This is a genomic window from Leptolyngbya sp. FACHB-1624, assembly GCF_047649235.1.
GTDB lineage: Bacteria > Cyanobacteriota > Cyanobacteriia > Leptolyngbyales > Leptolyngbyaceae > Leptolyngbya > Leptolyngbya boryana.
Window position 1 is genome coordinate 4,687,160 of the sequence record NZ_CP180258.1, and the last position, 16,259, is coordinate 4,703,418.

A 16,259-nucleotide genomic window follows, 5' to 3' on the forward strand; every position below is an offset into this window, starting at 1 on the left:
AAATTCACTCCCACTCCCCACTCCCTACTCCCGCCTTTCTGCCACCGCCACAGAAGCCGTATTCACAGCTTGGGAACTGGAAGCCAACTCTTTCTTGCTAAATTTCAACTTGCCTTCGACGAGATCGATCACGATCGTATCTCCTTCGCCGAATGCGTTTTCGAGCAGTTTGGTTGCAATCGGGTTTTGTAATTCGCGTTGAATGGCTCGCTTCAGGGGACGTGCGCCGTAAGTTGGGTCGTATCCAACATCGGCAACATATTTCTGGGCTGCAGCCGAAAGTTCCAACGTGATTTTCTGATCGCTCAACATGCTTTGAATTCGGAGCAATTGCAGTCTGACGATCTCGCCTAATTCTGCTCGGCTCAATGGATGGAACAGGATAGTATCGTCGATCCGGTTGAGAAATTCAGGGCGGAAATGTTTCCGGAGAGCCGTCATGACTCGTTTCTGCATTTCCTCGTACTTGGCTTCATCGCCTGCGATATCGAGAATGTGTTCGCTGCCAATGTTGCTCGTCATGACGATGACTGCGTTGCGAAAATCGACGGTACGACCTTGAGAATCGGTAATTCGCCCATCGTCGAGAACTTGCAGCAGAATGTTGAACACATCCGGGTGTGCTTTCTCTACTTCATCCAGCAAGACAACCGAGTAAGGCTTCCGACGAATCGCTTCTGAAAGCTGTCCGCCTTCGTCATATCCAACATATCCAGGAGGCGCACCGACAAGCCGCGAGACGGAATGCTTTTCCATGTATTCCGACATATCGAGACGCACGATCGCATCGTCAGAGTCAAACAAAAATTGTGCCAATGCTCGCGCGAGTTCTGTTTTACCGACTCCGGTTGGCCCCATGAATAGGAATGATCCAATCGGACGACTGGGATCTTTCATCCCCGATCTCGCTCGACGAATCGCGGCTGAAACGGCTTCGACTGCATCGTGCTGTCCGATTACTCGTTCATGCAGATGCCCTTCCAAATTGAGAAGTTTTTGCCGTTCAGATTCGAGCAGTCGAGTAATGGGGATGCCTGTCCATCGCGCTACGATTTCAGCAATGTCTGCTTCGGTGACTTGTTCGCGGAGCAGTGTGCTTCCTCCGGCTTGCAGTTCGATGAGCTGCGCTTCTTGTTTTTCTCGATCGTGCTGTAAGGCTTCTAGGCGACCGTATTTTAACTGTGCGGCGGTATTGAGATCGTAGGCGCGCTCAGCTTGCTCGATTTGCACGCGCAGTTGATCTTCTTCTTGTTTGAGCGATTTAATCGTTTCAAGAATTTGTTTTTCGCTTTGCCATTGCGAATCGAGCGCGTCTTTTTTGGGCTGAAGCTCTGCAATTTCTTGTTCCAGCCGTTCTAAGCGATCTTTAGAATTGCGGCTGAGTCCGGTTAAACCTGTGATTTTGTCTTCGCTCTTGATCGAGAGCTTTTCCATTTCAAGCTGTCTCAATCGACGCTCGATTTGCTCTAGCTCGGTCGGCTTGGAGGTGATTTCCATCCGCAGTTTTGCAGCAGCTTCGTCAACGAGATCGATCGCTTTATCGGGAAGAAAGCGATCGCTAATATATCGGCTCGATAAGGTTGCCGCTGCCACTAACGCTGAATCAGTAATATTGACCCCGTGATGGACTTCGTAGCGCTCCTTTAAGCCGCGCAAGATCGAAATCGTATCTTCGACGGTCGGTTGGTCAATCATCACCTGCTGAAATCGCCGTTCTAGCGCCGCATCTTTCTCGATATATTTGCGATATTCATCTAAAGTGGTTGCTCCAATACAGCGCAACTCGCCTCTTGCTAGCATCGGCTTCAGCAAGTTTCCAGCATCCATGTTGCCTTGCCCTGCTGCCCCGGCTCCGACCACGGTATGAAGCTCATCGATGAAGAGAACGATCTGCCCATCGGACTGAATGACTTCTTTCAGGACGGCTCGCAGTCGATCTTCAAATTCGCCTCGATACTTCGCACCAGCAATCAGCGATCCCATGTCGAGCGAGATTAATTTTCGATTTTTAAGCGATTCGGGAACGTCACCATTGATAATTCGTTGGGCAAGACCTTCAGCGATCGCGGTTTTCCCAACGCCTGGTTCTCCGATTAAGACCGGATTATTTTTCGTTCTGCGAGACAGAACTTGCACAACCCGACGAATTTCTTCATCCCTCCCAATCACTGGATCGATTTTTCCGGCTTTGGCGCGCTCGGTCAGATCCATCCCGAATTTCTCTAAAGCGGAATAACGGGATTCAGGGGCTTGATCGGTCACTTTTTGGCTACCACGAACGTCTCGAATTGCCGTATCTAGCCTTGCGGTATCGACATTGAGGCTGCGAAATAGCTTCATGCCGAGGCGAGGATCATCTGCAAAGGATTTGAGGAGATGCTCGATCGAAATAAAATCGTCTTGCATCGCGACACGGGCGGTTTCAGCCCGATCGAGCATGACATCCAGATTACGACCCAGGTAGAGCTGTTCAGAACTCCCGACTTTGGGCTGGCGACGGGCATACTCGTCGATCTGCTGCCACAAGCGGGTTGCTTCCACTCCGACTTTAGTTAAAATTTTTGCTGCTAGCCCATCTTCTTGCTCTAGCAGGCTAATCATTAAATGTTCAACTTCTAAATTCTGGTGTCGATAGCGGCGTACGACATCTTGTGCCTGTACGATCGCTTCCCAGGCTTTATCTGTAAATTTGCTTGGGTCTGTGGGTTGCATGTATTCCGATAGGTCTATTCATCATTCTTCTTGAGCCTTCATTGTAGCGACTTAGGGTCAAGAGTTTGTATTGAGTTGAGCAGTCTCATGGTTGAAGCAGGGTTTGCGGCTTCATGATGATTTTTGCCCGGCAGTAAATTTTTGATTTCCAAAATATCGGCTTGAGCTTTTGCATCAGAGAATTTTGGAAAAAACCTTGCGGCACTTAATTTATTCCGTTAAAAGCAAAAGGCACGATCGATATCGATCGTGCCTTTTTACTCATTTGAGTGCGAGATTATTCAACGCCTTCGATGCGGTCTTCGACTTCTTGATAGAGTTCGCGGAGTCGATCGAGGTTTTCTTCGCTCGTTTCCCAATAGCCTCGACCATTTGCTTCGAGCAAGGTCGTGACCATCTTACGGAACGAGTTGGGATTGAGATCCAACAATCGCTTACACATTTCCTCATCTTTGAAAAATGTAGTGTTGGTATCTTCGTAAACCCAGTTATCCACAGCGTTTGCCGTTGCTGACCAGCCCATTGTATTGACCAATCGCTTCGACAATTCCCGCACGCCTTCATACCCGTGGCTCAACATGCCCTCATACCATTTCGGATTGAGCATCTTCGTCCGAGCATCGAGACGAACGGTTTCAGAAAGTGTCCGAATCTGAGCATTCGCCGTGGTCGTGTCTGCCATGTAGGAAGAAGGCATCTTGCCGTCATCGCGCAGGCTCGACACGATCTTGGTCGGATCGGAGTCGTAGTAGTGCGAAACGTCGGTGAGCGAAATCTCAGAAGAATCGAGGTTTTGGAAGGTAACATCGGCAGTCTTCAGCGAGGCGCGGAAAACGGCTTCGTTTTGTTCCATCATGCCGGGATTGTCTGAGGAGAAAGCAAACCCTTTCCGAGAGAGGTACATGTTTTGCAGTTCCTCTTCGTTCTCCCACGTACCATTCTCAACGGCTAAGTTGATATTCGACGAGTAAGAACCAGAAGCATTCGAGAACACCCGAGTTGCAGCTTGGCGCAGGTTAATGCCTAACTCATCGGCTTGCTTCATCGCGTGCTTGCGAACAAAGTTCATTTCCAAAGGCTCTTCTGCTTCGGCAGCCATTTTCACAGCTCGATCGAGTAATGCCATTTGGTTAATAAACAAGTCGCGGAATACACCGGAACAGTTGACGACGACATCGATCCGAGGTCTGCCTAACTCTTCTAAAGGAATCAAGTCCAGCTTATTAATCCGTCCCAAGGAGTCGGGTAACGGACGAACTCCAACCATCCAGAGAATCTGAGCCAGCGATTCGCCGTATGTTTTGATGTTGTCAGTTCCCCAGAGCACGCAGGCGATCGTTTCTGGGTAAGCTCCGTTATTCTCTGCACATTGCCGGGCAATTAAGCGATCGACGACGATCTTCGCAGATTTCACCGCAGCAGCAGTCGGAATCGATTGTGGATCAAGTGCGTGAATGTTCTTTCCAGTCGGCAATACATCGGGGTTCCGAATCGGATCACCACCGGGGCCTGGCAGAATGTATTCCCCTTCTAGTGCCGTCAGCAATGCACCCAATTCATTGTCTGCAACGACTTGCTTCAAGCAGAATTGCAGGAACTCGATCAGAGGTTTGATCGCTTCTTGATCCACATTCGGATAGCCTGCTTCATGCAAAGCTTCGATCCAAGGTGCTTTCTTGTTGCCTCCAAAGTTAAACAAGTTGCCTAACATCGAGGTTTTAGAAACGCGCCCTTCTTGGTCGATCTGAGCATTCACCATTGCTGCGACAGCATTGCGAGTGGCTTGGTTGATATCATTCAACAGTTGAACATCGTTGAGCACGCCCAAATCACTGTTTTGGAAGACTTCGTCAATGTCGCGGTTCACGCTATTCGCAATAATCCGAGGCAAGCTCAGCATTTCCTCTTCAGGACGATCGAGGCTTGCGATATTCACTAAAGTTGCGATCGCTTCTTCTGCCGTAGGTGGCTTACCAATCACGTGCAATCCGCAAGGTAACAACCGCGATTCGATCTCCATCAGTTTGATGTAGACCTTTCCAACGATCGTATCTCGCTCTTCTTGGCTCAATTCGCTGGCATTGTCAGGAAACGCAATATCTTTATCGAGATTGCAAATCCGAGCTTTATCCATGATCGTATCGACGATCTGAATCCCACGACCGGAGTCTTTCAGGGTTTGATAAGAGCCAACTAATTCGCTCAGTTCTTTCAGCCCTTTGTATAGTCCAGCATTCTCAGCCGGAGGTGTTAAGTAACTGATCGTTTCAGCGTAAGAGCGGCGTTTTGCGATCGTTGCCTCAGATGGATTATTGGCAGCGTAGTAGTAAAGGTTCGGAATGGTGCCGATCAAGCTATCTGGGAAGCATTCATCGGACATCCCAATTTGCTTACCAGGCATAAATTCCAACGATCCATGCGTTCCAAAGTGCAGGACTGCGTCTGCTTTCCAGATTTTCTCTAGATAGGTGTAGTACGCTGCGAATCCGTGGTGTGGACTTGCCGATCGCGAGAACAACAGCCGCATCGGATCACCTTCATATCCGAAAGTCGGCTGAACTCCGATAAAGACATTTCCAAACGATTTCCCATACACCAAAAGATTTTGTCCATCGGTGTTGAGATGTCCAGGCGCTGGTCCCCATGACGGGATTAAGCGCTCATGATAGGGAGTCAATTCCTCGTATTCAGGAACTGACATCTTGTAAGCAATGTTCAGTTCGGGGCTGTTGTACTGGGCGCGAGCATCATGCAGCACTTCTAGCATCAACGCTTCACCTGATTCAGGCAAATCTTGAACGTCATAGCCGTTTTGCTTCAAAGCTTCCATGGCTTTGTAAATCGAGCCAAAGACATCCAGGTAAGCTGCGGTTCCCACGTTACCTTTATCCGGCGGGAAGCTGAAGACTGTAATTGCAACACGCTTATGCAGCTTAGGTTTGCGACGCAGATTTGCCCATTTCAAGGCGCGTTGTGCGATCGCTTCGACTCGATCCTGAAGCGCGATCGCTTTACCCGTCGCACCATCTCGACCCGACACGATGATCGGCTCGATCGCACCATCTAGCTCAGGCAATGCGATTTGTAATGCAACTTGAATCGGGTGCAATCCGAGTTCGCTATCTTGCCACTCTTCGGTTGTTTGGAAGACCAGCGGCAATGCCACCATGTAAGGACGATTCAAGCGACGCAAAGATTCGATCGCTTTGGGATGATCTTGACGAGCGGGGCCACCTACTAGCGCAAATCCAGTCAAAGAGACAACCACGTCAACGATCGCATTCTCAGGATTAATCGGATCATAGAAAAACGCATCAACTGGTTTCGAGAAATCCAAGCCACCCGCAAAGACTGGAATCACTCGTGCGCCCATCGCTTCAAATTCTTGAACCATTGCGACATAGTGAGCGTCATCCCCTGTGACCAGGTGAGTTCTTTGCAACACTAGCCCAACCGTTGGAGCGAGAGGGTCGCGCAGATCTTCGGGAATATCTTTGCGAGAGCTAAACCAGTTGAGATACTCTTTGAGATCCTCGAACATGTGAGGAGCCATCGGATGCCAAATTCCTAGATCCGGATAAACCTGCGGGTCTTGGTATTCGACGTTATGACCGATTTCGCCTTTGAAAACATACTTATCTGCCAACATCAGCAGAAAGTTTTCTAAGTTGTCTGAATTGCCGCCGAGCCAATATTGGAAGCTCAACATAAAGTTGCGAGCATCCTGGGCTTTATCCATCGGCAAGTACTTCAACACTTTGGGCAAAGTATTGAGTAACTTCAGCATCGCGTCTTGGAAGCCTGCGCCGGAATTTTCCTTGCGCTTCTTCATGAAGTTCGCGATCGCGCTTTTTGACTGTCCCAACTGAGCCATTGAGAAGCTACCCAATTTGTTTAGGCGCATCACTTGCGGCATCGACGGGAAGACGACTGCTGCGTCTAAACGATCGCGATGCGGCTCAACGGCAGCAACCACTTTCTCCGCTAAATCTTCGAGGAAAATGAGCGAGGCAATGAAAATGTTTGCTTCTGAAACATCGCGTTGAAAGGCTTCGTAGTTCTCCGGGTTGCGGAGTTCTTCAATCAGATAGCCACTAATTTCAACAGCGACCTTGGGATGATTTGCATTAATTGATCGAACGGCGGCGGAGAGCGCACTTTGATACTGTGGCTCTAACACGACATAGACCACCTTGAGCAATGACCGTCCTGCCAAGTTCTCTGGCGTAATGTGTCGAACGGTGGGCTTGACGTGGGTGAACATGCAGTCAGACTCCTTTTAGCGTGTTCTCTTCTTAAATCGACAAGCGAACGTGAGCGTCCTAATCCAGATCAACCCCAGATTCAGGCAGAGATGTAACGCTTTGTAAAGTTACATGCTCGGCTTTGCGATCGCAAACTGTATTTAATCTACATTTGTGTTTTTACCAGAAAACGTATACATAAAGCGCATTTCGGGACATATATGACACAAATTGATAAGAAATCGGTAATTTTTTGTTACTAACCGTTACAGAGTTATGAGCTAGTGCTCTAGTTTTCTTTACATTTCTTAATTAAGAAATGTAAAGATGAACCTTTCAAGCTAGGTATAAGGACTTATTAACCCGATAACTTCGCAATATTTTGTAATATTTAATTTTTCAGATCGGTATTTTTCAAAATCGTCTGCTGCACCCAATTGGGAAGTTTCTGTGCACCAGGCTGACTCAGAACTGCGATCGAGAATCCTGCAACAATCAAGCTGCTTAAAATTGTGATCAAGGGAGAATGTTTGGCAAGCCCTGAATCTCTCATGATTCTTGCAATCGGGCGGCTCTGCTTCCTCAACTGCCGACTACTTGGCTTTAATTTTTTGACGCTGAAGGGATCGCGAACATAATGACCGCTAATACTTACAACAAGGCGCGATCGACAATGCGGACAGGTCAGTAATCCATTCACAGAGTTGACTGAGACAAAGTTGCCTGTACGATGGCAAACCGGGCAAGCATGAGAACCGCGATCAAAGGTATCAGCATTCATTGGCAGCAGAAAACCAGCAAAATGACAACATTCGGAAGGCGCGTTTTTAAAGTCGAGTCAATCCAAGCGAAAAATAGCTTCAAGACTTAAATAGCTAAGAAATAATATTTGTAATAGGTTGAGACTTGATCCTTTGATACCAGTTTACCCGCGATCTTCCGTGCAAAGTGCGATCGTTCAGCAAAATTGCGGAAAAATGAGAGCGATTTTTTTCGCAGTTTCGTCTTCTCGGAAGGGCAAATTTTGCCCTGTGTCGAAATCTTTCGGAATTTCGCAAAATACTTGTCTACTCTGGCTTTGATCAATCACAATGAGAATGAGAAATAAAAATTAATCATTATTGATAACCCCTGCCGTGCCCTCGACTCCGCCGCCCAAAATTCTGCTGCCTGATTCTTCGATCGCTCCTCAATCTCGCTTCAATGGTCTGCTGAATCGCCTTCAACCTCATCCGGATACGATCGTGCTGCTCTTAGCCGTTGTGATCGGTGGTGGGGCGGGGTTAGGCGTATTGATGTTCCGCTATTTGATTGAATTATTTCACCGACTGACGCTAGAAGACCTGATGGGAACGATCGGGCATTTTGGGGCTTGGACATTAGCTTGTGTTCCAACGCTCGGTGGAATTCTAGTTGGGCTGATGCGCTGGCTCACGAAAGAATTTAGTCCAGGAATTTCAGGACTCATTGCGGCGGTGCAAGCGGGCAAGGAAATGTCGCCAACTCGCCCCATTATCAAAACAGTAGCGGCAGCCGTTTCGTTGGGGACTGGAGCATCTCTCGGACCCGAAGGTCCAAGTGTAGAAGTCGGCGCGAATTTTGGATTGTTAGTTGGGCAGAGTTTGAAAGTATCGCGCGATCGCCAACGGTTACTACTAGGTGCAGGTGCAGCAGCGGGATTAGCAGCCGGATTTAATGCGCCGATCGCTGGCGTATTCTTCGCGCTAGAGGTGGTCTTGGGGACGACGTTTGAAACGTCTGCGGCAAGTATTGTCTTACTTTCGGCGGTCGTTTCGGCGCTGATTGCTCAGATTGGACTTGGGGGACAGCCTGCATTTGCGCTTCCGGCTTATGAAGTTCGCAGTCCGCTAGAATTGCCGCTTTATCTAGGGTTGGGTTTGTTTGCTTGTGTTGTGTCGATCGCTTACACCACTTCTTTAAAGTGGGCAAGTGATGTCTTTCAGGGCAAAATTCCTGGAACCGTTTGGATGGCAAAAATTCCGCGGGAAGCGCAGCCGATTTTAGGCGGTCTATGCGTCGGATTAGTAGCCCTAAAATTGCCGCAAATCTTAGGGGTAGGCTATGACACCGTTGAAGCGATGCTGCGAGATGTGCAATTCTCGTTACTCCTGCTCATGACATTATTAGTTGTGAAACTGCTCATGACAGCGGTCAGTTTAGGGAGCGGGCTAATCGGGGGGATGTTTGCGCCTGCGATGTTCTTGGGTGCGACATTGGGTGCGGCATATGGCAAAGTTTTGCCTTTCGTCTTCCCTATGTTTGCAGGAAGTATTGCTGCACCTCCTGCGTATGCAATGGTTGGGATGGCGGCAGTTTTAGCAGCGAGTGTAAATGCACCTTTAACTTCGATTTTGCTGCTGTTTGAGATGACCCGCGACTATCGAATTGTCTTACCGTTGATGGCAGCGGTGGGATTGAGCGTCTGGCTTGCGAATCTGTTGAAATCGAATCCCGAACAGCCTTCTAACTTGCAGCAAATCGAAGCAAAAGGTGATCCTGCCCCAACTTCAACGAGCTTACAGAAGCAGGAAATGCTCAGAAATGTTTCTGTTGCAGAGGCAATGCATCCGAACTTTCTACAGGTTGAAGAGTCAATGCCACTTTTAGAGGCAGGTTTGCAATTGATTCAAAATCATTGTCATAGTGCATTAGTGGTTAATCTCGATCGCCAATTGATCGGCATTATCACCTTGCAAGATATCAATCGTGCGATCGCACGTTGGGAAACCGAACTGAATCATTTTGATCAAGCCCTCGATCGCACGATCGCGGATGTGTGTACAACCGACATTCTTTATGCCTATAAAGATGAGCCATTAACCGATGCATTAGATAGAATGGCGACTCGTGGATTGCATCAACTTCCTGTCATCGATCGCGAAAATCCGCATCAAATTCTGGGACTTTTGGAGCAAGAAGGCATCACATTGGCATGTAATTTGGCACTGACGAGAGTTCGGTTAACGCCTTATCTGTCTCACGCCAAAAAAACAAGTCCAACCGAAGCTGAACTTGCCAATGTAGGCGTATTGAATTAACTCTAGATGAGACTTTATAAAAGTAGAGTCTCATCGGTTTCGGCTGGTCCAAACTCCTGTAAACATCATTAGCATCCCGCCTAGAAAAATCGCGATCGCTAGACCCACCGGAATAGCAGTTTGCCAATCAATGTTTTCCATAGAATTACACGTTGAGTTCTTCTCGATCGAGTTGTTTCAGATGAATATGCTTTCGTCCCAAAGAGATTTCAAATTCATCTCCTGGCTGCAATTCCATTTGTTTTGTATACGCTGCACCAATTAACAAATTACCATTAGACTGCACACTAATTCGGTAACTTGCACTGCGACCTCCTCGTCCATTGGTTGCCTGTTTCCCATCTAATTGAATTCCTTCTGCATCGATTAATGCATTCAGGAATTTCATCATATTCACACGTTCGACTCCATTTTTCGTCACCGTGTAATAGCCGCATTCTTTCGCTTTTTCTTCTTTATTGAGATGGTCGAGTTCCTTCACCTTCTTCAGCAGAGATTCCCCCGTCAGTGGCTCAATCTTTTTCTTCTTAGTCATCAACCCGAAATCCGAATCAGTGGACATCAATTCGATCTGATCAGCGCTCCCAAATCCACTAAATTGAGATTATTTAGTGCCCGGTGAGTTTGCCCAATTCATATTACACTGGCATCGCTGATTTTTGACACAAATTCGTCTCAGATTGCCGACAAAAATGACGTGCGAATTCGCTTAGAATTTGCAACGATTTTCGCCCTTCTTTCTCGTGATCGTAGTCTTTAGAAATTTGGGAAGGGAAATTTAAAAATAAAAAGGAGCAGACTTACTGCGTTGAGCGAACTACGGCGGCAATCCTGACGGCATCGTCAAACATCGACACCTTAGAGATCAAAAACCTTTTGTCGCTCAAGTTGTAAGCTGCTCTTACCATTCATTCACCTGTGATTCATAAGTTATCAACCTCACTTGTCAACGCTGTGTGTTCGTCATGAAGTTGAAATGACAAAATCAAAGATAGAGAGAGCATCCTGCATGCAGCGATAAAGATATGGCACAGTTGCAACTAAATTGCCGCGCTAACGTCATATTTGATGACTATAGTCGAAGTATCTATCATTTGGATGAAGAGCAATTTGCATCTTTGCTTACGGAAATGATTGAAATTTTTGGAGATGCAACATTAAGGAGAGTACACACCCGATGACAACGCCTCGCAAATCGTTTAAACAGTCTGCTGTCTATTTCATGCTGCCATTGGTCGGAGCGGGGACAGCCCTCGCTGGAAATCGTCTACTCTCCAGCAATGCTGTCAATAATATTGTTTCACCTCCTGCGATCGCGCAAGCAACGAATCGTACCGCTGGACTCGCTGACCCGAATTTTATCGCATCTGCCGTGGAGCGAGTCGGACCTGCGGTGGTGCGGATTAACGCTTCGCGAACCGTGCAATCGCGCGTTCCCGAAGTATTTAACGATCCTTTCTTCCGCCAATTCTTCGGCAATCAAATTCCCAATCAACCTTCGCAACGCGTTGAGCGCGGAACAGGTTCAGGCTTCATCATTAGCGGCGATGGATTGATTTTAACGAATGCTCACGTGGTCAGTGGCGCAGACACCGTGACTGTCACGATGAAAGATGGACGTGAGATCAGTGGAAAAGTGGTGGGTCAAGATTCTCTGACCGATGTTGCTGTGGTGCGAGTTCAGGCGAATAATTTACCGACGGTTCCACTGGGCAACTCGGATGGGTTGAAGCCAGGAGAATGGGCGATCGCAATCGGGAATCCGCTCGGTTTAGATAATACAGTCACGGCTGGCATCATCAGTGCGACCGGGCGATCCAGTGCGGAAGTGCGAGTAGCAGACAAGCGGGTGAGCTTTATTCAAACGGATGCCGCGATTAATCCGGGGAATTCTGGTGGTCCTTTGCTCAACCAACGCGGGGAAGTGATTGGCATGAATACCGCGATTATTGGTGGGGCGCAGGGGTTAGGCTTTGCAATTCCTATCAATACGGCTCAGCGGATCTCGCAGCAGTTGATTTCTAAAGGTCGGGTGGATCACCCCTATTTAGGAATTCAGATGCGGGGATTGACAGCGGACTTGAGAGATCAGATTAACCGCGATCGAGAAGTTGGTTTCCGAGTCCAAGATGATCAAGGCGTGGTCATTTTTCGCGTGATGCCGAATTCTCCGGCTGCAAGAGCGGGCTTGCGGAATGGAGATGTGATCAAGAAAGTAAATGGTCAAACCGTGACAAAAGCGGATCAAGTTCAGCAAGCAGTGGAGAACGCTTCGGTGGGCGGAAATCTTCGGCTTGATGTGAGTCGCGGAGGGAATACGACGACTGTGAGTGTACAGCCTGGGGTGTTCCCGACTCAAACGGCGCAGAATTAATGACAGTTCATCGTTGATGTTGTCTCTACTCGTCAATCCCATGAATTTTGCGGAGTGGCGAGTGGAGAATAGTAACCCTGATTTCAGATCCTCACGCTATCTCCCTATCAGATTGATATTGAACCATAGTGAATTGATACAAAAAGCCGATGGATATATCCATCGGCTTTTTGGTTAATCTTGAAGTCTCAGGCTAATCGCGCTGACCGAGCGCAATTAAGATGTACTGAACCAACTGGAGCAACGCATACAGCGCAGTTGCAACGTAAGTAAATGCTGCTGCATTCAAGACTTTTCGCGCACCTTGATTCTCTTCACCCTGCAAAATGCCGAGTTCATCGATCAAGCGTAAGGCTCGGCTTGACGCATCAAATTCAACGGGCAGAGTAACCAGATGGAACACAATCACAGCCGCAAACAGCGCAATTCCAATTTTGATGAATACGCCACCCAGTGCTCCCAGGAACAAACCACCCATAATCAAGAGTGGTCCAAAATTTGCGCCTAGGTTCACGGCTGGAACTAATGCCGCCCGAACATTCATCGGCACATATCCTTTCACATCTTGTAGAACGTGACCACATTCATGTGCTGCTACCGCTGCTGCAGCTAATGAACTCGAACCGTAAACGACTTCTGAGAGTCGAACCGCTTTTGCACTTGGGTCGTAATGATCCGTCAGTTCCCCCGCGACAGGCTCGACGCTCACGTCATAAACGCCCATGCGATCGAGAATCATTTTCGCAACTTCTGCCCCCGTCATTCCCATCCGTGAGGGAATCTCAGAGTATTTGCGGTACGTGTTTTGAACCCGCTGCTGCGCCCAGAATACCAGGATCATGCCGGGAATCAGCAGGAGATAAGACCAATGGAAAAACATGCCGTTTACCTTTTCTTAAATTCTATGCGAGGCTTAATTGACTGCTTTTATCCGCTATGCTATCACCTCTAAATCTAGGATGCCTGGAGCGAAAACCGAACTCGACCCGGTTGAATTTTAGCTGCGGAATTTTCGATGAATTTGTCACAAATCGCATCCGATGAGAGGGGATCGAGACTCAGAGACTTACGTTAGAATAAAGACAGCACTGAAAGGAAGGAATGGATCGCTCGATGTCAATTTTTATCCCCGCACAAGGTACTGGCAGGAGATAGCAGTACTGATGCGTGAATTGCCCAAAGCACTACAGACTGAAGGGACTTCGCCACAGGTGGATAAATCGATCGCGCTTTCACGTTTACTTCCGCCTCCTGATCGATCGCGTGCAAGAGTTTTATTCTGGCTGAAAGGTCAAGTCCCCGAAACTCGAATTCGACATATCCTGCGGGTCGAACAATTCGCGATCGAGCTTGCTCAACGGCATCATCTCGATCGTGAGAAAGCGGCGCAAGCTGCACTCATGCACGATTTGGCAAAGTTCTTTAAGCCAAAGCGACTGTTGAGTATGGCGATCGCAGAAGGCTTGGAGATCGATCCGATTGAAGAGATGAATCCTCATTTACTTCATGCAGATGCAGGTGCGATCGTGGCACGGGATGAATTCGGTGTAACGGATTCTGAGGTATTAAATGCAATTCGGCATCATACGCTTGGCAGTCCGGAGATGAGTTTACTCGGCTGTGTGGTGTATCTAGCTGATGGGCTAGAACCAGGACGGGGAGCCACACCTGAGTTAGAAGAATTGCGAGACTTGAGTCGGCAGGACTTGATTCAGGCAACTTGGCGAGTGGCAGATGCATCGCTCAGACACTTGATTCAAGCGGGTCATCTGATCCATCCGCGCACGGTACAAACTCGTAATGCCTTTTTACAACGGTTCAAACAAACAGTTGTAAAAGACCCGATCGCTAAAATCCAACTCGTAAAAGGAATTCAAACCTGAATGACAGAACTTTCTAACCAGCAAACTCTTTCGCTCAATACGACGCTAGACGATCGCTCAGATCGAATGGCACAGTTAGTCGCTACGGCAGCTGATGAGCGCAAAGGGAGCGATATTGTGTTGTTGAAAGTCGGCGATGTGTCGGTTCTGGCAGATTATTTTGTCGTCGTGACAGGGTACTCAAAGGTGCAAGTCCGGGCAATTGCTCGATCGATTGAAGACAAACTGGAAGAAGAGATGGGACGGAAGCCCATTCGATCCGAAGGCTTCTCGGATGGGACTTGGATTATTGAGGATTACGGTGATGTGATTGTGCATGTGATGATGCCTCAAGAACGCGAATTCTATGGCTTAGAATCGTTCTGGGGACATGCACCGCGCGTTCCGTTTGGCACCTTGTAAATTGATTTAGAACATAAAGTGAATCGAGAGATTAGAATTCTAACCTCTCGATTCACTTTATGAGGTTTGGGGTTCGGCTCAATCTTTAGAGGAGACGAGCTTCAGAACGGTTCAGAATGTCGGAAATTGCGATCGTTGAACCAAGCCGAGACGCAGCGAAATAGCTCGAAATGTACCTTTTACGCCGCAGCAGGCTCAGGCTGCATTTCAACAGGTGCGCCTTCTTCTACCATTTGAGCCATCTTGCCGCCTTTACGAATGTAGTTTTGCACGGCTGCAAACATTGCATTCACTTTGCGAGTCCGCCATTCATCAATTAACGCTTGCGTTTTGGCAATTCCAAAGTCACGTTCCATGACTTCATAAAGATAAGCAGCGTGTCGTGTCTCATCTTCAGCGATACTCAAAACGCCCTTTTTCAAGTTTGTACTCGTCGCATCTTCTGGTAGGGCTTCTGCAAGTCTGAAAAAGTCTTTACTCGCATCCAGTTCAAGAATATAAGTGCTGGCAAGAAAGACTTCCCAAGGAATATTTGCAGGTTTCAACTGTTCTTGAGAGTAGCCTACAAAATAGGCATCAAAAAAGGGACTCCGCTTCGATTCCTCCGGTTTCCTGTCCGTTTGACGATCGCGCAGTTGACTAAAATCGATGACCTTTTTATTGAGCTGCTTTAAGCCATGCGCAAAGATCTGACCATGCCGTTTCTCATCGTTGGCATGGAGATCAAGCTTTTCTGCGAACCAGGTTTTGTCTTCTGCAAGTGCACGATCGCGCAAAGCCTGCAAAAATGGCACAGAACCCGATTCTGCCATTTGAAAGCCAGCGAGGAGATTCGGACGAGTTTGACGATCGCGAATTCCACTCGACAAAATGTAAGCGCTCGCACCTGAACCGACAATGTGGAGAAATTGTGTCAGAAGATTCATAGATCTAAAAGGGGAGGACTGCACTCGCTATGGTAGCGTGCTGAAGCGGTGGGGAGTCGGAGACCCCGTTTAATCCCGCCCTACTTCGTAGCAGTCGCATCCGCTGTTTTTGGATCAGGCTTGACTGCACCTAAGCGAACTTCAGAACAGAACGATGCCAGACTGAAGCCGCCTGCCTGCTTCAAAACACTGTGCCGGAAGCGCACATTTGGGCTTTCAAACCAGATTCGCTCTTTCGAGTAAAGGGTGTCTGATTCGGTAATCAGAGTTAGTCCCATCGCGTCTGAGACTTCGTAGTGTCCCACAATCGGGGTCTGCTGGGTAGTTCCCATTTCGCCAAGTAGCTTGCCCGAATTTTGGGTATCGCCTGCGATCGGCACAAGCACAGTCGAGCCAGTTTGCTTCCTCGTTTCGCCATCGAGAAAGCCTTCCCACGTCAGCCGTGCGCCGAGCAATGCCGTAGTTGGGTCAACCTGATACTTTTCACATAGCTGAATCACAGCAGGATCGGATTTGTCGAGTAGGTCGATCTCGATCGTAGATTTTCCGCTCCCTTGCTGAGCGGCAGGATGATGGCTGGTTCGCATCGACGACCATCTGCCTGCACTAAGTTCAAAAAACTCGACAATATCCATAACGATCCTATAGCGGGTTGTGAT

At 48.1% G+C, this 16,259-nt stretch carries 11 protein-coding genes; 4 read left to right on the forward strand and 7 right to left on the reverse strand.

Going from position 1 to position 16,259, the window contains the following annotated elements; genetic code table 11:
* Positions 1 to 24: 24 nt before the first annotated feature.
* From clpB to ACMUEV_RS22220, 3 genes are all read right to left on the reverse strand, one after another.
* On the reverse strand, positions 25 to 2,712 hold the full coding sequence (clpB, locus tag ACMUEV_RS22210; RefSeq protein ID WP_190647372.1) for an ATP-dependent chaperone ClpB: 2,688 nt from the start codon (positions 2,710 to 2,712) through the stop codon (positions 25 to 27).
* A 277-nt stretch (positions 2,713 to 2,989) separates the two neighbouring features.
* Positions 2,990 to 6,976, reverse strand: coding sequence for a magnesium chelatase subunit H (locus tag ACMUEV_RS22215; protein ID WP_190647374.1), 3,987 nt, complete (start codon positions 6,974 to 6,976; stop codon positions 2,990 to 2,992).
* Between the two features lie 371 nt (positions 6,977 to 7,347).
* On the reverse strand, positions 7,348 to 7,737 hold the full coding sequence (locus ACMUEV_RS22220; RefSeq protein ID WP_017287038.1) for a hypothetical protein: 390 nt from the start codon (positions 7,735 to 7,737) through the stop codon (positions 7,348 to 7,350).
* Positions 7,738 to 8,092: 355 nt separating this feature from the next.
* On the opposite strand from ACMUEV_RS22220, the gene ACMUEV_RS22225 reads away from it, so the two are divergent.
* Entirely contained in the window at positions 8,093 to 10,015 is a 1,923-nt protein-coding gene (locus ACMUEV_RS22225; RefSeq protein ID WP_017287036.1) for a chloride channel protein, read from the forward strand.
* A gap of 145 nt (positions 10,016 to 10,160) precedes the next feature.
* Here the strand turns inward: ACMUEV_RS22225 and ACMUEV_RS22230 are convergent, their stop codons facing one another.
* The gene (locus tag ACMUEV_RS22230; protein WP_017287034.1) at positions 10,161 to 10,577 is read right to left on the reverse strand and encodes an AbrB family transcriptional regulator; all 417 of its coding nucleotides are present in this window, start codon (positions 10,575 to 10,577) and stop codon (positions 10,161 to 10,163) included.
* 615 nt (positions 10,578 to 11,192) lie between these two features.
* Between ACMUEV_RS22230 and ACMUEV_RS22235 the strand changes: the two genes are divergently transcribed.
* On the forward strand, positions 11,193 to 12,389 hold the full coding sequence (locus ACMUEV_RS22235; protein ID WP_190647376.1) for an HhoA/HhoB/HtrA family serine endopeptidase: 1,197 nt from the start codon (positions 11,193 to 11,195) through the stop codon (positions 12,387 to 12,389).
* Positions 12,390 to 12,582: 193 nt separating this feature from the next.
* On the opposite strand, the gene ACMUEV_RS22240 is transcribed toward ACMUEV_RS22235, so the two are convergent.
* Positions 12,583 to 13,269 (reverse strand): zinc metallopeptidase, encoded by a 687-nt coding sequence (locus ACMUEV_RS22240; protein ID WP_017287032.1) that lies wholly within the window; start codon positions 13,267 to 13,269, stop codon positions 12,583 to 12,585.
* A 283-nt stretch (positions 13,270 to 13,552) separates the two neighbouring features.
* Here ACMUEV_RS22240 and yqeK point away from each other — a divergent pair, with 283 nt between their 5' ends.
* Together yqeK and rsfS are read left to right on the forward strand one after the other, a co-directional pair.
* Positions 13,553 to 14,272, forward strand: coding sequence for a bis(5'-nucleosyl)-tetraphosphatase (symmetrical) YqeK (yqeK, locus tag ACMUEV_RS22245; protein ID WP_017287031.1), 720 nt, complete (start codon positions 13,553 to 13,555; stop codon positions 14,270 to 14,272).
* Complete coding sequence (gene rsfS, locus ACMUEV_RS22250) at positions 14,273 to 14,674, forward strand: ribosome silencing factor (protein ID WP_017287030.1); 402 nt, start codon at positions 14,273 to 14,275, stop codon at positions 14,672 to 14,674.
* A 179-nt stretch (positions 14,675 to 14,853) separates the two neighbouring features.
* On the opposite strand, the gene ACMUEV_RS22255 is transcribed toward rsfS, so the two are convergent.
* Positions 14,854 to 15,600: a hypothetical protein gene (locus ACMUEV_RS22255; RefSeq protein WP_017287029.1), complete on the reverse strand. Its 747-nt coding sequence runs from the start codon at positions 15,598 to 15,600 to the stop codon at positions 14,854 to 14,856.
* Positions 15,601 to 15,680: 80 nt separating this feature from the next.
* Positions 15,681 to 16,235, reverse strand: a complete 555-nt coding sequence (locus tag ACMUEV_RS22260; RefSeq protein ID WP_190647378.1) for a phycobiliprotein lyase — start codon at positions 16,233 to 16,235, stop codon at positions 15,681 to 15,683.
* Positions 16,236 to 16,259 lie beyond the last annotated feature (24 nt).